At 66.7% G+C, this 17,323-nt stretch carries 20 protein-coding genes; 9 read left to right on the forward strand and 11 right to left on the reverse strand.

Annotation, left to right across the window (positions count from 1 at the left end):
* Positions 1-9 precede the first annotated feature (9 nt).
* The 11 genes from PARHAE_RS15990 to PARHAE_RS16040 form a co-directional block, all read right to left on the reverse strand.
* Positions 10-849, reverse strand: a complete 840-nt coding sequence (locus tag PARHAE_RS15990) for a hypothetical protein (RefSeq protein WP_126155570.1) — start codon at positions 847-849, stop codon at positions 10-12.
* 1 nt (position 850) lies between these two features.
* Positions 851-1,150, reverse strand: a complete 300-nt coding sequence (locus PARHAE_RS15995; RefSeq protein WP_241232848.1) for a hypothetical protein — start codon at positions 1,148-1,150, stop codon at positions 851-853.
* A 25-nt stretch (positions 1,151-1,175) separates the two neighbouring features.
* Positions 1,176-1,541 carry a hypothetical protein gene (locus PARHAE_RS16000; protein ID WP_206436996.1) on the reverse strand — a complete coding sequence of 122 codons (366 nt, stop codon included), beginning with the start codon at positions 1,539-1,541 and terminating at the stop codon, positions 1,176-1,178.
* Positions 1,541-3,343, reverse strand: a complete 1,803-nt coding sequence (sdhA, locus tag PARHAE_RS16005; RefSeq protein ID WP_126155572.1) for a succinate dehydrogenase flavoprotein subunit — start codon at positions 3,341-3,343, stop codon at positions 1,541-1,543. The genes PARHAE_RS16000 and sdhA overlap by 1 nt, the downstream gene beginning before the upstream one ends.
* A gap of 7 nt (positions 3,344-3,350) precedes the next feature.
* Positions 3,351-3,737 (reverse strand): succinate dehydrogenase, hydrophobic membrane anchor protein, encoded by a 387-nt coding sequence (locus PARHAE_RS16010; protein ID WP_126155573.1) that lies wholly within the window; start codon positions 3,735-3,737, stop codon positions 3,351-3,353.
* Positions 3,738-3,751: 14 nt separating this feature from the next.
* Positions 3,752-4,144: a succinate dehydrogenase, cytochrome b556 subunit gene (gene sdhC / locus PARHAE_RS16015; protein ID WP_126155574.1), complete on the reverse strand. Its 393-nt coding sequence runs from the start codon at positions 4,142-4,144 to the stop codon at positions 3,752-3,754.
* Between the two features lie 212 nt (positions 4,145-4,356).
* On the reverse strand, positions 4,357-5,391 hold the full coding sequence (locus PARHAE_RS16020; protein ID WP_126155575.1) for a MaoC family dehydratase: 1,035 nt from the start codon (positions 5,389-5,391) through the stop codon (positions 4,357-4,359).
* Positions 5,388-5,594 carry a DUF1737 domain-containing protein gene (locus PARHAE_RS16025; protein ID WP_126155576.1) on the reverse strand — a complete coding sequence of 69 codons (207 nt, stop codon included), beginning with the start codon at positions 5,592-5,594 and terminating at the stop codon, positions 5,388-5,390. The genes PARHAE_RS16020 and PARHAE_RS16025 overlap by 4 nt, the downstream gene beginning before the upstream one ends.
* Before the next feature lies 1 nt (position 5,595).
* Entirely contained in the window at positions 5,596-6,144 is a 549-nt protein-coding gene (locus tag PARHAE_RS16030; protein ID WP_126155577.1) for an NnrU family protein, read from the reverse strand.
* A gap of 41 nt (positions 6,145-6,185) precedes the next feature.
* Positions 6,186-7,031: an HpcH/HpaI aldolase/citrate lyase family protein gene (locus PARHAE_RS16035; protein WP_126155578.1), complete on the reverse strand. Its 846-nt coding sequence runs from the start codon at positions 7,029-7,031 to the stop codon at positions 6,186-6,188.
* Positions 7,032-7,112: 81 nt separating this feature from the next.
* Positions 7,113-7,859: a sulfite exporter TauE/SafE family protein gene (locus PARHAE_RS16040; protein ID WP_338142931.1), complete on the reverse strand. Its 747-nt coding sequence runs from the start codon at positions 7,857-7,859 to the stop codon at positions 7,113-7,115.
* Positions 7,860-8,014: 155 nt separating this feature from the next.
* Here PARHAE_RS16040 and mdh point away from each other — a divergent pair, with 155 nt between their 5' ends.
* From mdh to PARHAE_RS16085, 9 genes are all read left to right on the forward strand, one after another.
* Complete coding sequence (mdh, locus tag PARHAE_RS16045) at positions 8,015-8,977, forward strand: malate dehydrogenase (RefSeq protein WP_126155579.1); 963 nt, start codon at positions 8,015-8,017, stop codon at positions 8,975-8,977.
* 117 nt (positions 8,978-9,094) lie between these two features.
* Positions 9,095-9,430 carry a hypothetical protein gene (locus PARHAE_RS16050; protein WP_126155580.1) on the forward strand — a complete coding sequence of 112 codons (336 nt, stop codon included), beginning with the start codon at positions 9,095-9,097 and terminating at the stop codon, positions 9,428-9,430.
* A gap of 171 nt (positions 9,431-9,601) precedes the next feature.
* Positions 9,602-10,795 carry an ADP-forming succinate--CoA ligase subunit beta gene (gene sucC, locus PARHAE_RS16055; protein WP_126155581.1) on the forward strand — a complete coding sequence of 398 codons (1,194 nt, stop codon included), beginning with the start codon at positions 9,602-9,604 and terminating at the stop codon, positions 10,793-10,795.
* A gap of 372 nt (positions 10,796-11,167) precedes the next feature.
* Entirely contained in the window at positions 11,168-12,052 is an 885-nt protein-coding gene (gene sucD, locus PARHAE_RS16060) for a succinate--CoA ligase subunit alpha (RefSeq protein WP_126155582.1), read from the forward strand.
* Positions 12,053-12,123: 71 nt separating this feature from the next.
* A complete protein-coding gene (locus PARHAE_RS16065; protein WP_126155583.1) occupies positions 12,124-12,474 on the forward strand; it encodes a hypothetical protein in 351 nt (116 codons plus the stop codon).
* A 65-nt stretch (positions 12,475-12,539) separates the two neighbouring features.
* Positions 12,540-12,935, forward strand: coding sequence for a hypothetical protein (locus tag PARHAE_RS16070; protein WP_126155584.1), 396 nt, complete (start codon positions 12,540-12,542; stop codon positions 12,933-12,935).
* Between the two features lie 7 nt (positions 12,936-12,942).
* On the forward strand, positions 12,943-13,407 hold the full coding sequence (locus PARHAE_RS16075; protein WP_126155585.1) for a hypothetical protein: 465 nt from the start codon (positions 12,943-12,945) through the stop codon (positions 13,405-13,407).
* Positions 13,408-13,450: 43 nt separating this feature from the next.
* Positions 13,451-16,417: a 2-oxoglutarate dehydrogenase E1 component gene (locus PARHAE_RS16080; RefSeq protein WP_126155586.1), complete on the forward strand. Its 2,967-nt coding sequence runs from the start codon at positions 13,451-13,453 to the stop codon at positions 16,415-16,417.
* 4 nt (positions 16,418-16,421) lie between these two features.
* The coding region (locus PARHAE_RS16085; RefSeq protein WP_206437000.1) for a biotin/lipoyl-containing protein at positions 16,422-17,323 on the forward strand (902 nt) is incomplete at its 3' end.

Genomic DNA, 17,323 nt, shown 5'->3' on the forward strand with positions numbered 1-17,323 from the left:
GTGCTCCTCTCAGGAAGTGCCTTGCGGCACATCCGCCGCGAAAAGATGTTCGGCGCGGGCGACCAGATCGACGATCCGGCCATGCGCGTGCGGGTTCAGCGCCAACCCGTTCAGGCGGCGCAGGAATTCGGTGGCGCCGGTGTTCAGGCGGCTGTTGGACGGCCCGTCCAGCGGAGCCAGCGCGTCGATCAGGTCGTCCCCGATCCCCGCATGGCGCAGCAACTGGCGGCCGGGGCGCAGGGGATCGGCCTCGTCCTCCAGCTTGAAGCGGGTCACGCGGTCGCCGACTTCGGCCGTCAGGCGGCGCATCAGGTCGCCCCAGCCGGGAAGGCCCCCCGTCTCGGTCTCGAACTCGGCCAGGCTGCGGCCATAGCCGTCTGTGCGCACCGCCTGCGCCCAGACCGAGGGGCGCCAGGCCTTCTGCTGGCGGGTATAGATCGCGAAATCGACCGCGAAATCCCGCGCCTCGGCCAGAAGCAGCGCGGCGATCTGCGGCAGGGCGGGATACAGCCGCACCTCGCCGCCATTGCCGGGCATGGCGCCTGCCAGGTTCTCGTGGCTGATCAGTCCCGGCACATCGCCGGGGGGCAGCGTATCCAGCACCGCGCGGAAGGCCAGCTTCAGCGCCTGCGCGCGGTCCCCGGACGGATCCAGGCTGAAGGCCACCGCCGCCCGGCCCAGGGGACACATGGGCGATCCTTCCTCGGGCGTACGGATCACCAAATGGTCCGCCAGCGCGTCGGCGTTGCGGCGCAGGTGCCGCTGAATCGCGGTGCTGCCGGTCTTCTGGACGCCCAGATGGACGATCAGGCGCCGCGCCCCCTGCCCTGTCCGCCCTGCGCCCGCCATCTCAGCCCGTCCAGCCCGGCTGTTCGGTCAGCGGGCGGCGCGGCATCTGCCCAGAGCGGCGCTGCACGCAGCGGTCATAGACCTGCGAAGGATCGCGCCCCGCCAGATAGTCGCCCGACAGATCGACCGAAACGCTGCCGAAGCCGCGCGTCCCGCCGCCGCCGAAGCCGGTGCCGACGCCCAGGGCCACATTGGTGCGCGGGCGGACCGTCAGTTCGGCGTCGCGCAGGCAGGTCAGTTCGGCCTGCTCGACCGGAACCGGGCCGCAGGCGGCCAAGGCTCCGACCAGCAACAGCGCCATATGTCCCGCCCGCGCGCGCATCACATCACGCCGTGCGCGCCGCTGCGGCGATGCATTGCGTCGTCGCCGGGCGCGAGACGATCGCCGCCACGCTGTCCGCCGTGCCCGTGACGCCCGCGCGGGACGCCTGGGCGATGTCGATCAGTTCCGCCGTGGTGGCGTTGTTGACGACGCAATCGGTGTAGGGCGCGACATTCGCGCCGGGCAGGCGCTTTTCCATCTCGGCGTTGATCACCGTGCGGGCCACCTGGCGCGAGGCCGCATCCAGCACCGTGGGCGTGGTGATCACACTGGGGGGCGTGGTGACGGTCGTCGCGGGCGGAACGGGGGCCACGCAGCCCGCCACGGCGGCGGCGGCAAGACCCAAGGCGGCAAAAGTCTGGAAGCGCATCAGTAAACCCTTTTCTTGGGAGCAATCTTCTTCAGGTCGATCCCGCCATCTGCTTCCGTGGTCAGAGGGTCCAGATGAACGGGGCGGTAATCCAGTTTAACCGCGTTTCCATCCACCCATGCAAGCGAGTGCTTGCGCCAGTTGGCGTCGTCCCGCTCGGGCCAGTCCTCATGCGCATGGGCGCCCCGGCTTTCCTTGCGCGCCTCGGCCGCAACGATCGTCGCCAGCGCGTTGGGCATCAGGTTGGTCAGCTCCAGCGTTTCCATCAGGTCGGTGTTCCAGATCAGACCCCGGTCGGTGACCTTGAGGTCGTCCAGCTTGGCGGCGATGGCCGTCATCTTCTCGGCGCCCTCGGCCAGGGTCTTGTCGGTGCGGAACACCGCCGCGTCCGCCTGCATGGTGCGCTGCATCTGCAACCGCAGATCCGCCGTGGGGGTAGTGCCGTTGGCATTGCGCAGCGCGTCGAAGCGGGCCAGCGCCTTGTCCACCTGGGCCTGATTGGTGGCGGGGACATGGCTTTCGCGGTCGATCACCTGGCCCGCGCGGATCGCGGCGGCGCGGCCGAAGACCACCAGGTCGATCAGGCTGTTCGATCCCAGCCGGTTCGCGCCATGGACGGACGCGCAGCCCGCCTCGCCCACGGCCATCAGGCCGGGGAAGATCGCATCCGGGTTGTCGGCGGTGGGGTTCAGCACCTCGCCCCAATAGTTCGTGGGGATGCCGCCCATGTTGTAATGGACCGTCGGCAGGATCGGGATCGGCTGCTTGGTCACATCGACGCCCGCGAAGATCTTGGCGGATTCGCTGATGCCGGGCAGGCGCTCGGCCAGGGCCTCGGGCGGCAGGTGCATCAGGTTCAGATACATGTGGTCCTTGTCGGGACCGACGCCGCGGCCCTCGCGGATCTCGATGGTGATGCAGCGCGACACTACATCGCGGGACGCCAGATCCTTGTAGGTCGGGGCATAGCGTTCCATGAAACGCTCGCCCTCGGAGTTCGTCAGGTATCCACCCTCGCCCCGCGCGCCTTCGGTGATCAGGCAGCCCGAGCCGTAGATGCCGGTCGGGTGGAACTGCACGAATTCCATATCCTGCAAGGGCAGGCCCGCGCGCGCCACCATGCCGCCGCCGTCGCCGGTGCAGGTATGGGCCGACGTGGCGCTGAAATAGGCGCGGCCATAGCCGCCGGTCGCCAGCACCACCATCTTGGCGTTGAAGACGTGAATGGTGCCGTCGTCCAGCTTCCAGCAGACGACGCCGGTGCAGGCGCCGTCGGTGATGATCAGGTCCAGCGCGAAATATTCGATGAAGAATTCCGCGTTGTTCTTCAACGACTGGCCATAGAGCGTGTGCAGGATCGCGTGGCCGGTGCGGTCGGCCGCCGCGCAGGTGCGCTGCACCGGGGGGCCTTCGCCGAACTCAGTCGTGTGGCCGCCGAAGGGCCGCTGATAGATCTTGCCTTCCTCGGTCCGGGAAAACGGCACGCCGTAATGTTCCAGCTCGTAGACGGCCTTGGGCGCCTCGCGCGCCAGGTATTCCATGGCGTCGGTATCGCCCAGCCAGTCCGACCCTTTCACGGTGTCGTACATGTGCCATTGCCAGTTGTCCGGCCCCATGTTCGACAGCGACGCGGCGATGCCGCCTTGCGCCGCGACGGTGTGGGACCGGGTGGGGAACACCTTGGTCACGCAGGCGGTGCGCAGCCCCTGTTCCGCCATGCCCAGCGTCGCGCGCAGACCGGCGCCCCCGGCCCCCACCACGACCACGTCGTAATCATGCGTATGAATGTCGTAAGCAGCCATGATGTCCTCAGATCGCGATGGTGACCAGCGTCATCTTGGCCAAGGCAAAGACTGCCGCCGCGATGACCGCCCAGGAAAAGACCACCGAAACGATGATCGCCACCTTGCGCGCCGTGTATTGGAAATAATCGTCGATCATGATCCGGGTGCCTTTGATGAAATGCACCATGCCCACGACGATGAACAGCGCCGTGATCAGCGCCGGATAGGGGCGACCGAAATAGGCCACCAGTTCGGGATGCGGCAGGCCGATCGCCTTGCCGATGACCAGCATGAAGGCCGGGACCAGCAGGACCAGGGCACAGGAACTGACGGTCAGGAACCAGTGGTCCTGGGTGCCGCTATGGGCCGAGCCGAGTCCCTGGGCTGCCTTGCGGGGGGTGATATAGCGCATGGTATCCCTCGGGCTCAGAACAGGAAGAACAGGATCAGAGAGATCAGCGTCAGCACCACCGATCCGATGATGATGGCCCAGCTGGCGCGCTCGGCCTCTTCGATGCGCAGCAGCTGGCCCGAATCGTAGAACAGGTGCCGGATGCCGGCCAGCGTATGGAACCACAAGGCCCAGGCCGACCCGGTCAGGACGATGAAGCCGATCCAGGACCGCACCACCCAGTCGGCGGCGGCGAAGGCGCGCGGGCCGCTGACGGCGGCGACCAGCCACCAGACCAGCAGCAGGATGCCCGCGACAAGCGCATGGCCCGTGATCCGCGTCATGATCGAGGTCACGGCGGCGATGGGCAGGCGATAGACCTGGAGATGGGGGGAAAGCGGCCGGTTGCCCCGGTTCACATCGGCCATGATGCGGCGCTCCTTTAAACGGTTCTGGCTGGACCCGTCGCAGGCATGGCTGGCCTCGCGGGCTGGCGATTGGCGCGTGTTCTGTCGGCATTTGTGACATCTGTCACCGCCAGATGCCAGAGCGGCCGCCTAATTTCCTCGCTTTGCGGCCTTTGTGATCACGACCTGCCAAGCTGTGATCACAAGGAATGCTGCGGATGCGAATGTTTGCGCTAGACCGGAATCAAGGCCCAGTAATCCAGATCCAGCAGCACCTCGGGCAGATAGCGGCCGTCGCCGTCCTTCAGCGGGAAGGCCGCGCTGTCGCCCTTGGTCGCGACCAGCCGCAGCCGGATCGCGCCGACGCCCGGCGCATCGGTTTCCGCCTTGTCCAGAACCTCGGACCAGGCGCGAAGGGTATCGCCCGCGAAGCAGGGGTTGGCATGGGCGCCCGCGTTCAGCGCGACGATCATCTGCGCATTGGCCAGCCCGTTGAAGGACAGCGCGCGGGCCATGCTGATGACATGGCCGCCATAGATCAGGCGCTTGCCGTCCTCGCGGTGGGTGGCGTCGAAATGCACCTTGGCGGTGTTCTGCCACAACCGGGTCGCCAGCATATGCTCGGCCTCCTCGATGGTGACGCCGTCCACATGGTCGATCTTCTCGCCCATCTGATAGTCGCCCCAGCGATGCGGCTCGCCCGCCAGGTCGAAGTCGTAATCGCTGAAATCCAGTCCTTCCGGGATCACCAGATCGTCGGCGGCGACCGCCGGAGCCAGGTCCGGCACGACGGTTTCCGGCGCCGGGGCATCCGCGTCGCGCTTGCGCACCATCACCCAGCGGACGTAATCCAGCACGGGTTCGTCCATCTGGTTCAGGCCCTGGGTGCGGACCCAGACCACGCCGGATTTCCCGTTCGAGTTCTGCTTCAACCCGATCACCTGCGATTCCGACCGCAGCGTATCGCCAGGCCAGACCGGCGCCAGCCAGCGGCCCTGCGCATAGCCCAGGTTCGCCACCGCGTTCAGGCTGACATCGGGCACGGTCTTGCCGAAGACGACGTGGAAGGCCAGCAGGTCGTCCATCGGGCTGCCGTCCAGCCCGCAACTGGTGGCGAATTCGTCGCTGGAATAGAGCGCGTGACGCGCGGGATACAGCGCGTGATACAGCGCCCGTTCCCCCTCGGCCACGGTCCGGGGGACGGCGTGGCGGATCACCTGGCCGATGCGGTAATCCTCGAAGAAACGGCCCGGATTGGTCTTGGTCATTGTTGTCCCAGCTTCATGTCGGGATGATAGTCGGCCTTGATCTGCTTGGTGATCGCCTGGCCCATGCGCATCACGCCCTTGACGGGATCCCAGGCCATGGTGGGGCTGCCATGCAGCGACCAACCCTTCGACAGCGCCTCGCTGACGCGGTGGCAGAATTGCGAGGTGTCGTCCTCGGTGATGCAGCGATAGATGGTGGTCACGTCAGCCTCCGAATGGCCAGGGTCCGACCCAGCCGTGGATCAGGCCCACGACCAGCATGACGACGACCGCGCCCACGGCCGCCATGATCTCCTTGCGCAGGGGAAACGGGCCGGTGCGCCGCTTCCACGCCCCCGCGCGGTTCAGCACGGCGATTTCCACCACGGCCCAGGCCAGCAGCCCGCCGAACAGCACCAGCGAAGGCAGGTCGCCGTTCACCAGCAGATGCGCGACAGCCCACAGCGAGAACGCCGTCAGTTGTGGATGACGCAGCCAGGCGGTGACGCGGGTCTTCATCCCGTCCGCGGCGTAGAGATAGAAGGCCAGCAGCACCAGCAGGTTGTTGATCCCGACCGTGGCGGGCGACGGCCCCCACCAGACCGGCCCGTCGGCCCGCTTGTAGCCGATCACCATCAGCACCACCGACAGGACCAGCAGCAGCGCGACCAGCCCCTTGCCCGTGTCGCCCAGGGCCGCGCGGCGTTCGGGGGCCGCGCGCTTGAACAGATGCGCCGCCCACCACAGGACCACGCCGAGACTCAGCAGAACCATCTGGCTTTCCTTTGCTGGATGTCATTGCCGCCACCCTGCCCCTATCCGGCCATCTCTGCAATCGCCCGCGCCTTGTCCAGGGTCTTGCGGGCGGTCTCGACATGCAGGTTCTCGACGATCCTGCCGTCGACCACGGCGACACCCTTGCCCTCGGCGGCGGCGGCCTGGAAAGCCTCGATCTGCCGGCGGGCCAGGTCGATCTCGGCCTCGGTGGGCGCGAAGGCGTCGTTGGCGATGGCAAGCTGGGCGGGGTGGATCAGCGTCTTGCCGTCAAAGCCCATGTCGCGGCCCTGTTCGCATTCCGCGCGCAGCCCGTCGTCGTCCTTGAAGGCGTTGAACACGCCGTCCACGATCACCTTGCCATGCGCCTTGGCGGCCAGCAGGCAGAGGCCAAGCCCCGCCTGCATCGGCAGCCGGTCCGGGCGGAAGCGGCTGCCCAGTTCCTTGGCAAGGTCGTTGGTGCCCATCACCATCCCCTCCAGCCGGGGATGGGCGGCGATGGCGGCGGCGTTCAGCATCCCCAGCGGCGTTTCCATCATCGCCCACAGCGGCAGGCCGGGGATCAGCGCGGCCACCCGGTCCAGGTCGGCAGGGCCGTCCACCTTGGGGATCAGCACCGCATCCGCGCCCGCCAACCCGGCGCAGAAGCGCGCGTCGGCCTCGCCCCATTCGGTCGCCAAGCCGTTGATCCGCACGATCCGGGCGCGCGGGCCGTAATCGTTCGCCAGCGCCGCAGCCAGCGCATCGCGCGCGGCGGGCTTTTCGCCGGGGGCCACCGCGTCCTCAAGGTCGAAGATGATCGCGTCGGCGGGCAGCCCCTGGGCTTTTCCCATCGCCCGCGCATTGGCGGCGGGGATATACAGAACCGAACGATAGGGACGCGCCATGAAAACCTCCTCGCAACAATCTTGCGCGACGCTGCCCTGTGGCGCCAGATTTGGCAAGCGCAAACTTGCTGCGCTGCGGCGTCAGGCCAAGGCCTGCCAGATCAGCCGCAGCGACACCGCCAGCAGGCCCCAGGTGATCAGCTTGTAGAACAGCGCCTGCGGGATGATGCGGACCAGCCGCAGCCCGGCCCAGACCGCCAGCAGCGACACCGGCGTCAGGATCGCCGCCGCCGTCAGGTTGGCCGCCGACAACTGGCCCAACGCGGCATAGGGAATCAGCTTGACCCAGTTGCAGATCGCGAAGAACCAGGTCGTTGTTCCGGCATAGATCAGCGCGGGCAGGCGCAGCGGCTGGACATAGATCTGCCAGGGCGGCGCGCCCGCATGGCTGACAAAGCTGGTATAGCCCGACAAAAGCCCCCACAGCGTGCCCCGCCCGGCCGAGGGCTTGCGCTGCCGGTCGGGCAAGGGCGGACGGATCAGCGCGTTCAGGGCAAAGACCGCGCCGACCGCGCCGACGATGAAGGTCACGCCCTCGACCGGCACCACATGGGCGCCTGCCCAGCCGATGCCGATTCCGGCCAAGGCGCCGGGGATCGCCGTCGCCAGCACCCGCATGTCGAAGTGATGGCGAAAGGCCAGCAGCCCGCCGATGTCGGACACCACATAGACCGGCAGCATCAGCCCCGCCGCCTGCACCGGCGACATGACCAGCGACAGGATCGGGACCGAGATCATGCCGACCATCGCCAACCCGCCCTTGGCAAGGCCCACCGCCGCGGCGGCGATCACCGCCAGCACCCAGCCCCAGACCGTCAAATCCAGCATTCGCGCCCCCTTGCCTGCGCCAGCCATGCGTCCCGGCACGGCGATTGGCAAGTGTCAGCGCCAACAGTGCCGCGCTGCGGCGGCGGAGGCTTGCGATTCGTGTTGCGACCCCGTAACCACCCCGGCAACCATCACCCTGTAATCGGAGGTTATCCATGGCCCGACCCAAAATCGCACTGATCGGTGCGGGGCAGATCGGCGGCACGCTGGCGCATCTGGCCGCGATGAAGGAACTGGGCGATGTCGTCCTGTTCGACATCGCCGAGGGCACGCCGCAGGGCAAGGCCCTGGACATCGCGGAATCCGGCCCGTCCGAGGGTTTCGACGCCGCGCTGAAAGGCACCAACGATTACGCCGACATCGCGGGCGCCGATGTCTGCATCGTCACCGCCGGCGTGCCGCGCAAGCCGGGGATGAGCCGCGACGACCTGCTGGGCATCAACCTCAAGGTCATGAAATCGGTGGGCGAAGGCATTGCCAAGCACGCGCCCAACGCCTTCGTCATCTGCATCACCAACCCGCTGGACGCGATGGTCTGGGCGCTGCGCGAGTTCAGCGGCCTGCCGCATGAGAAAGTCTGCGGGATGGCGGGTGTCCTGGATTCGGCGCGCTTCCGCCATTTCCTGTCGCTGGAATTCGGCGTGTCCATGAAGGACGTGACGGCTTTCGTGCTGGGCGGCCATGGCGACACGATGGTGCCGCTGGTGCGCTATTCGACCGTGGGCGGCATCCCGCTGCCGGATCTGGTCAAGATGGGCTGGACGACCCAGGACAAGCTGGACCAGATCGTGCAGCGCACCCGCGACGGCGGCGCGGAAATCGTCGGCCTGCTGAAGACCGGCAGCGCCTTCTATGCCCCCGCGACCAGCGCGATCGAGATGGCGGAAGCCTATCTGAAGGACCAGAAGCGCGTCCTGCCCTGCGCGGCCTATGTGGATGGCGCCTATGGGCTGAACGGCCTCTATGTGGGCGTGCCCACGGTGATCGGCGCGGGCGGCGTGGAAAAGGTGATCGACATCACCCTGGACGGCGACGAACAAGGGATGTTCACGAAGTCCGTCGACGCCGTGAAGGGCCTGGTCGAAGCCTGCAAGGGCATCGACAGCGCCCTGGCCTGACCGGCCCCCGCAGGACTTGCAAGGCGCGTCCCCCGTGGGCGCGCCTTTTGCATTCGGCGATGTTCATCTTTCCGGTTCCGTCGTAGCATTCCGGCGGTAAGCAAACCGGAGGCGACCATGACCAGACACGTCCTGCCTGCTGTTCTTTGTTCCGTTCTGCTGATCGGCGCCTGCTCGGCCCCGCCGACCAGTCCTCGGCCCACCGACCAGTTGCCCTTCATGGGCAGCTGGGATTGCGGCGCCACCACCATGACCTTTACGCCGACATCCTATATCCCGTCGAACGACGCCGCGCCGATCACGATCCGGGGCTTCTCGACCCAGAACCGCGTGACGACCATGACCTTGGCCGATGGCGCGGTGATCCAGGTGCAATGGAAGAACGACAACCAGATCTCCTGGCTGTCCAAGACCACCGGCGACAGTTTCGAATGCGCGCGCGTGGCGGGCTGACGCTCCGCCGAATCTGACCTTTTGGGCCTTTGTGATCACGGCATTTCCAGCCGTGATCACAATCGGCGCCTTCTTGCGGCTTTCCGGCATTTTACGGGAAAATGGTTTCCCGCGCTGATTGCCTTGTGGCATGACCCCGGCAAATCTGTCGAACCGAAAAAGGGGGTCAGGATGAACATCCACGAATACCAGGCCAAGGCGCTGCTGCGTCAATACGGCGCGCCGGTCAGCGACGGCCGGGTCGTGATCAAGGCGGACGAGGCCAAGTCGGCCGCGGGCGAATTGGACGGCCCCCTGTGGGTCGTCAAGGCGCAGATCCATGCGGGCGGCCGCGGCAAGGGCAGCTTCAAGGAAGCCGCCGCCGGTGAAAAGGGCGGCGTCCGCCTGGCCAAATCCGTGGCCGAGGCCGAGGAACTGACCCGCCAGATGCTGGGCCGCACCCTCGTGACCCACCAGACCGGCCCGGCGGGCAAGCAGGTCAACCGCATCTATATCGAAGACGGTTCCGACATCGCGCGCGAACTGTATCTGGCGCTGCTGGTGGATCGCGGGTCGTCGCGCGTCAGCTTCGTCGCCTCGACCGAGGGCGGCATGGACATCGAGGAAGTGGCCGCCCACACGCCCGAGAAGATCGTGAGCTTCAGCGTCGATCCGGCCTCGGGCCTGTCCGATTTCCACGGCCGCCGCGTGGCCTTCGCCCTGGGCCTGGAAGGCGCTCAGGTCAAGCAATGCGTGGCCCTGGTCAAGAACCTGTATCGCCTGTTCATCGACAAGGACATGGAGATGCTGGAGATCAACCCGCTGATCGTCACCCCCGAAGGCCAGATCAAGTGCCTGGACGCGAAGATGGGCTTCGACAACAACGCCCTTTACCGTCAGCCCGACATCCTGGCCCTGCGCGACGAGACCGAGGAAGATCCCAAGGAACTGGCCGCATCCAAGTTCGACCTGAACTACATCGCCCTTGACGGCGAGATCGGCTGCATGGTGAACGGCGCGGGCTTGGCGATGGCCACGATGGACATCATCAAGCTCTATGGCGCGGAACCCGCGAACTTCCTGGACGTGGGCGGCGGCGCGACCAAGGAGAAGGTGACGGAAGCCTTCAAGATCATCACCTCGGACCCGAACGTCAAAGGCATCCTGGTCAACATCTTCGGCGGCATCATGCGCTGCGATATCATCGCGGAAGGCATCATCGCGGCCGTGAAGGAAGTCGGGTTGCAGGTTCCGCTGGTCGTGCGGCTTGAGGGCACGAACGTGGAGCTGGGCAAGAAGATCATCGCCGAGTCGGGCCTGAACGTTATCGCGGCGGACGACCTGAAGGACGGCGCAGAGAAAATCGTGAAAGCGGTGAAGGGGTGAAAAGAAAACTCGCGCTTTTTCTGACTGGGCTTGCTACGGTTTTTCCATTTGCAGCAGCGGCAGATCGCAAAAGTGACGCCTACGATGCTTGTATCGCAATTATTGCGGAGCATCTGCCTGCAGAGCGCCGAGAGGCCATTAAATTTGCCGAGGTAGGCCCAGAAATAGATGGTTCACAAGGACTCGAATTCTATTTCGCGTTCAAGAGTGGAACGATCCAAAATGCTACGCGAGCCCTCCCGGATAAACTTACCGGGTCAATGGAGCCGTCTGCATCCTGCGGCGGCACGCTAGCCCCACGTCAAATCGAGTGGGTGACTGTAAACGGCACCGATGTGATTGACGCGCCCGTGAGATATTAAGGAGACCCCTATGGCCGTTCTCGTTAACAAAGACACCAAAGTCATCTGCCAGGGGATCACCGGATCCCAGGGCACCTTTCACACCGAACAGGCAATCGCCTATGGCACGCGGATGGTCGGCGGCGTGACGCCCGGCAAGGGCGGCTCCGAACACCTGGGCCTGCCGGTCTTCAACTCGGTCCACGAGGCCGTGGCCAAAACCGGCGCCAATGCGAGCGCGATCTATGTCCCGCCCCCCTTCGCGGCGGATTCGATCCTGGAAGCCATCGACGCGCAGATCCCGCTGATCGTCTGCATCACAGAAGGCATCCCGGTGCTGGACATGATGCGCGTCAAGCGCGCCCTGCAAGGGTCGCAGTCGCGCCTGATCGGGCCGAACTGCCCCGGCATCATGACGCCGGACGAATGCAAGATCGGCATCATGCCGGGCAGCATCTTCCGTCGCGGTTCCGTCGGCGTGGTCAGCCGGTCCGGCACGCTGACCTATGAGGCGGTCAAGCAGACCTCGGACGTGGGGCTGGGCCAGTCCTCGGCGGTCGGCATCGGCGGCGACCCCATCAAGGGGATGGAGCATATCGACGTGCTTCAGATGTTCCTGGACGACCCCGAGACCGAGTCGATCATCATGATCGGCGAGATCGGCGGTTCGGCCGAGGAAGAAGCGGCCGAATTCCTGGCCGACCAGAAGAAGAAGGGCAAGTGGAAGCCCACGGCGGGCTTCATCGCGGGCCGCACCGCGCCTCCGGGCCGGCGCATGGGCCATGCGGGCGCCATCGTCTCGGGCGGCAAGGGCGACGCGGAATCGAAGATCGAGGCCATGAAGAAGGCCGGGATCGTCGTCGCCGACAGCCCGGCGGGCCTGGGCGAGGCGGTTCTGAAGGCCATCAAGGGCTGACGCAACCCGGCCCGCGCCGCGCGCGTTCCCCCGGTCAAGAGCAACCGCTCTGTAACAACAGGAGAATCACGATGAAGATGCTTTCAGCGACCCTCATTGCCTCGACTGTCGTGCTGGGGGCCTGCGCGCCCGAGCCGATCACCCGCGTGGAAACTACGGTCACGACCAGCCCGGTCGATACCGAGGCGCTGGCGACGGCGACTGGCCTGCCCGCGGATGCGGTCTTGGGCGTGACCCGCACCGGCAGCCAGTATGTCGTCTTCTATCGCGAGGAAGGTGTCACCGCCGAGCAGCTTGCGGACGCGCCGCGCCTGATCTGCGCCAACACGGCCTCGACCGTGTTCAGCGCCGATCCGGTGGATACGACCGCGCCGCAGTTCGGCACCGGCGGTGTGCAGCGCATGACCGTCACCTGTGCGTGACGCGATTTGACAGCCGGTGCCCCCGGCATACCTAAGGGGGCACCGGGACCAATCAGGGGGATGACGTGGACGACCAGCCGCAGCGCGCAGACAGGCTTTCCGCCGGGGCCATGGCCCGGACCGGCGGCTGCATCGCGCCCCTGTCGCTGGCGGCCCTGCTGACGCTGACGGCCTGCGGCCGCGCGCCCACCACCGACATCCTGCCCGGCGGGATCCCCGCCATGACGAACCTGCACCAGGCCAGCACCCTGCCGCCGGATTCCGTGCGCACCGTTGCGCGGCGGGATTACGGCTGGCGGCTGATCTATCATCCGGCCCGCGCGCCCATCCAGGCCGAACAGGGCGCGGCACGCGCGCTGTGCGGGCTGGAACGCCGCGCGGTGGCGCGGATCGAACGGATTCCCCGCGCCGATCCCTATGCCGATCCCGGCGCGGCCATCATCGACGTTTATTGTGCCTGAGGCGGTCATGACCCTTGCAACTTCCCCCAAATCCCTGCCCCGATCCTTGAATGCCGCCGGGCTGCTGGCAGCCCTGCTGCTGGCCGGTTGCGTGCAGACCGTCCCGGTCTCGGCCCCACCCCCGGTCGCGGCGGCGCCTGCGGTTCCGGCGGTTCCGCCCGTCGCGGCGCCGGTCCTGCGCCCCGTCGCGCCCGCCCCTGTCCCGGCGGCCCCCGCGATTCCGGCCGGGCCGGTCGATAGCCGCACCGGCCTGCACCAGGCCGCGCTGATTTCCGTCACCGGCGACGCCGACAGCCGCTTTACCGTGCTGTTCCGCCCGGCCCAAACAGACGCCGGCAAGATTAGCGCGGCGCCCGCGCAGCTGTGCCGCCAGGCAGGCCGCGACCTGAAGGACAGCCGCACCAACAAGCCGGGCGCGGGCAGCGCGATGCCCGGCGTCCAGATGATGATCGTCACCTGCGCCGCCGCCTGACGCGGCCCCACCTTTCCCCATTGCGTCAAGGACGCGAGATCAGATGACTGAACAGCCCAACAACGCCGATTTCCACGACTCGTCCTTCCTGCAAGGGCACAACGCCGCCTATATCGAACAGCTCTATGGCCAGTGGGCGCAGAACCCCGGCGCCTTCGACGCGGGCTGGGACGCCTTCTTCCGCAGCCTGGGCGACGGGGCCGAGGATGCCGCGCGCGAGGCCAAGGGCGCCACTTGGAAGCGTGCCGACTGGCCGCCGCTGCCCTCGGACGAAAACACCGCCGCCCTGACCGGCGAATGGCCGATGGCGTCGAAAAGCGAAGCCACCGCCGCGATGAAGAAGATCGCCGCCAAGGCCGAGGAAAAGGGCGTCACCCTGACCGAGGACCAGATGCGGCAGGCGGTGCTGGATTCGATCCGCGCGCTGATGCTGATCCGCGCCTTCCGCATCCGCGGCCACCTGCACGCGAACCTGGACCCGCTGGGCCTTCGCAACGTCCCCGACCATGGCGAGCTGAACCCCGAAACCTATGGCTTCGGTCCCGGCGACATGGACCGGCCGATCTTCATCGACAACGTGCTGGGGCTGGAGGTCGCGTCGATCCGCCAGATCACCGAGCTGATGCAGCGGACCTATTGCGGCACCTTCGCGATCCAGTTCATGCATATCTCGAACCCCGAGGAAGCCGCCTGGCTGAAAGAGCGGATCGAGGGATACGGCAAGGAAATCCAGTTCACCCGCGAAGGCCGCCGCGCCATCCTGAACAAGCTGGTCGAGGCCGAGGGCTTCGAAAAGTTCCTGCATGTCAAATACATGGGCACCAAGCGTTTCGGCCTTGACGGCGGCGAGGCGCTGATCCCGGCGATGGAACAGATCATCAAGCGCGGCGGTGCGCTTGGGGTGAAGGAAATCGTCATCGGCATGCCGCACCGGGGCCGGTTGTCGGTGCTGGCGAACGTGCTGTCGAAACCCTATCGGGCGATCTTCCACGAATTCCAGGGCGGCAGCTTCAAACCCGAGGACGTGGACGGGTCGGGCGACGTGAAATACCATCTGGGCGCGTCCAGCGACCGGGAATTCGACGGCAACACCGTCCACCTGTCCCTGACCGCGAACCCCTCGCACCTGGAGGCCGTGAACCCCGTCGTGCTGGGCAAGGCGCGGGCCAAGGGCGACCAGTTGGGCGACACCTTCGACCGCAGCAACGTGCTGCCGATCCTGCTGCACGGCGACGCGGCCTTCGCGGGCCAGGGCGTCGTCGCGGAATGCCTGCAACTGTCGGGCATCAAGGGCCACCGCACCGGCGGCTGCATCCATATCGTCGTGAACAACCAGATCGGTTTCACGACCGCGCCGCATTTCAGCCGCACCTCGCCCTATCCGACCGACATCGCGCTGATGGTCGAGGCGCCGATCTTCCACGTCAACGGCGACGACCCGGAAGCCGTGGTCCATGCCGCCAAGGTCGCGACCGAGTTCCGGCAGAAGTTCCAGAAGGACGTGGTTCTGGACATCTTCTGCTATCGCCGCTTCGGTCACAACGAAGGCGACGAGCCGATGTTCACCAACCCGGCGATGTACACCCAAATCAAGGGCCACAAGACCACGCTGCAACTCTATACCGAACGGCTGGTCGCCGACGGCCTGATCCCCGAGGGCGAGATCGAGGACATGAAGGCCGCCTTCCAGGCCCACCTGAACGAGGAGTTCGAGGTCGGCAAGGCCTTCAAGCCGAACAAGGCCGACTGGCTTGACGGCAAGTGGTCGGGCCTGGACCGCGAGGGCGCCGAATACGTGTCCGGCGAAACCGGGATCGAGCCGTCCACGATGGCCCAGATCGGCCGCGCGCTGACCACGGTGCCGGACGGGCACAACCTGCACAAGACCGTGGGCCGGTTGCTGGAAGCCAAGCGCCAGATGTTCGAGACCGGCGAGGGCTTCGACTGGGCCACCGGCGAAGCCCTGGCCTTCGGGTCGCTGCTGCTGGAAGGCAAGCCCGTGCGCCTGGCCGGTCAGGACAGCACGCGCGGCACCTTCAGCCAGCGGCATTCGGCCTTCATCGACCAGAAGACCGAGGATCGCTATTATCCGCTGAACCATATCGCCGACGGCCAGGCCCATTACGAGGTCATCGACTCGATGCTGTCGGAATATGCGGTGCTGGGTTTCGAATACGGCTATTCGCTGGCCGAACCCAACGCCCTGGTCCTGTGGGAAGCGCAGTTCGGCGACTTCGCCAACGGCGCGCAGATCATGTTCGACCAGTTCATCTCGTCCGGCGAGAAGAAATGGCTGCGCATGTCCGGCCTGGTGATGCTGCTGCCCCACGGCTTCGAGGGCCAGGGCCCGGAACACTCGTCCGCGCGCCTGGAACGGTTCCTGCAAATGTGCGCCGAGGACAACTGGATCGTCGCCAACTGCACGACTCCGGCCAACTATTTCCACATCCTGCGCCGTCAGATGCACCGCCGGTTCCGCAAACCGCTGGTGCTGATGACGCCGAAATCGCTGCTGCGCCATCCGAAGGCGGTCAGCCGGGCCGAGGATTTCCAGTCCGGTTCCACCTTCCACCGGGTGCTGTGGGACGACGCGCAGCGCGGCGCGTCCGACATCACGCTGGTGCCGGATCACCGCATCCGCCGCGTCGTGATCTGTTCGGGCAAGGTCTATTACGACCTGCTGAAGGCGCGCGACGAGGCCGGGATCGACGACATCTATCTGCTGCGGCTGGAACAGTTCTATCCCTTCCCCGCGCAGTCGATGGTCAAGGAACTGGCCCGCTTCAAGGATGCCGAGGTGATCTGGTGCCAGGAAGAGCCCAAGAACCAGGGCGGCTGGAGCTTTGTCGAACCTTACCTGGAATGGTCGCTGGACCGGCTGGGCGCGCGCCACAACCGCGCCCGCTATGTCGGCCGGAACGCCGCCGCATCGGTCGCCACGGGCCTGGGTTCGCGCCACAAGGCCGAACAGGAAGCCCTGGTGAACGAGGCGTTGTCGCTGGAAGGATGACCTGATGCCCACCCAAGTCCGCGTTCCCGCCCTGGGCGAGTCCGTCACCGAGGCGACCGTCGCCACCTGGTTCAAGAAGCCGGGCGATGCCGTCGCGGTGGATGAGATGCTGTGCGAACTGGAAACCGACAAGGTGACGGTCGAGGTGCCCAGCCCCTCGGCCGGCATCCTTGCCGAAATCGTCGCGGCGGAAGGCGAAACCGTCGGTCCCGACGCGCTGCTTGCGCAGATCGACGAGGCCGGCAGCGACGCGACCCCGAAATCCCCCAAAGAACAACCGCAGGCCGAGACGGCCCAGAAGACCCCGGAAGGACAAGAGATGAGCGGCAAATCCGTGGATGTGATGGTCCCCGCGCTTGGCGAAAGCGTGACCGAGGCGACCGTGGCCACCTGGTTCAAGAAGGTCGGCGACAGCGTGGCCGCCGACGAGATGCTGTGCGAACTGGAAACCGACAAGGTCTCGGTCGAGGTTCCGGCACCGGCGGCGGGCGTGCTGGCCGAGATCCTGGCCGAGGAAGGCGCCACCGTGGATGCCAAGGCCCGGCTGGCGATCATCACCGAGGGCGCGGCGGGCAGCGCGGGCGCGGCCAAGCCCGCCAGCGGCTCCTCGGACAACAAGGGCGCCTATGGCAATGCCGCGCCCGTCGGATCCGCTTCGGGCGGCGAGGACGGGACCACGGCGGGCCAGGTCGGTTCCCCCGGCGCCGGTCCCGAACAGATGAAGCCGCGCAGCGATGTCGAGGACGCGCCCTCGGCCAAGAAGGCGATGGCCGAACAGGGCGTCAGCCGCGACCAGGTGACGGGTTCGGGCCGCGACGGGCGGGTGATGAAGGAAGACGTCGCCAAGGCCGCTGCGGCGCCGAAAGCCGCCTCCCCCGCCCCGGCGGCCCGAACCCGTCACCTGGT

It is taken from the genome of Paracoccus haematequi (assembly GCF_900631945.1).
Classification (GTDB): Bacteria; Pseudomonadota; Alphaproteobacteria; order Rhodobacterales; family Rhodobacteraceae; genus Paracoccus; species Paracoccus haematequi_A.

What these genes read in the sequence shown, in the direction of transcription:
- PARHAE_RS16065 (WP_126155583.1), top strand. Translation starts at nt 12,124, where the DNA reads ATGAAGATGCTTTCAGCGACCCTCATTGCCTCGACTGTCGTGCTGGGG.
- PARHAE_RS15990 (WP_126155570.1), bottom strand. Translation starts at nt 849, where the DNA reads ATGGCGGGCGCAGGGCGGACAGGGCAGGGGGCGCGGCGCCTGATCGTC.
- PARHAE_RS16080 (WP_126155586.1), top strand. Translation starts at nt 13,451, where the DNA reads ATGACTGAACAGCCCAACAACGCCGATTTCCACGACTCGTCCTTCCTG.
- PARHAE_RS16010 (WP_126155573.1), bottom strand. Translation starts at nt 3,737, where the DNA reads ATGCGCTATATCACCCCCCGCAAGGCAGCCCAGGGACTCGGCTCGGCC.
- PARHAE_RS16035 (WP_126155578.1), bottom strand. Translation starts at nt 7,031, where the DNA reads ATGGCGCGTCCCTATCGTTCGGTTCTGTATATCCCCGCCGCCAATGCG.
- sdhA (WP_126155572.1), bottom strand. Translation starts at nt 3,343, where the DNA reads ATGGCTGCTTACGACATTCATACGCATGATTACGACGTGGTCGTGGTG.
- PARHAE_RS16040 (WP_338142931.1), bottom strand. Translation starts at nt 7,859, where the DNA reads ATGCTGGATTTGACGGTCTGGGGCTGGGTGCTGGCGGTGATCGCCGCC.
- PARHAE_RS16030 (WP_126155577.1), bottom strand. Translation starts at nt 6,144, where the DNA reads ATGGTTCTGCTGAGTCTCGGCGTGGTCCTGTGGTGGGCGGCGCATCTG.
- PARHAE_RS15995 (WP_241232848.1), bottom strand. Translation starts at nt 1,150, where the DNA reads ATGGCGCTGTTGCTGGTCGGAGCCTTGGCCGCCTGCGGCCCGGTTCCG.
- mdh (WP_126155579.1), top strand. Translation starts at nt 8,015, where the DNA reads ATGGCCCGACCCAAAATCGCACTGATCGGTGCGGGGCAGATCGGCGGC.
- PARHAE_RS16050 (WP_126155580.1), top strand. Translation starts at nt 9,095, where the DNA reads ATGACCAGACACGTCCTGCCTGCTGTTCTTTGTTCCGTTCTGCTGATC.
- sucD (WP_126155582.1), top strand. Translation starts at nt 11,168, where the DNA reads ATGGCCGTTCTCGTTAACAAAGACACCAAAGTCATCTGCCAGGGGATC.
- sucC (WP_126155581.1), top strand. Translation starts at nt 9,602, where the DNA reads ATGAACATCCACGAATACCAGGCCAAGGCGCTGCTGCGTCAATACGGC.
- PARHAE_RS16075 (WP_126155585.1), top strand. Translation starts at nt 12,943, where the DNA reads ATGACCCTTGCAACTTCCCCCAAATCCCTGCCCCGATCCTTGAATGCC.
- PARHAE_RS16000 (WP_206436996.1), bottom strand. Translation starts at nt 1,541, where the DNA reads ATGCGCTTCCAGACTTTTGCCGCCTTGGGTCTTGCCGCCGCCGCCGTG.
- PARHAE_RS16020 (WP_126155575.1), bottom strand. Translation starts at nt 5,391, where the DNA reads ATGACCAAGACCAATCCGGGCCGTTTCTTCGAGGATTACCGCATCGGC.
- sdhC (WP_126155574.1), bottom strand. Translation starts at nt 4,144, where the DNA reads ATGGCCGATGTGAACCGGGGCAACCGGCCGCTTTCCCCCCATCTCCAG.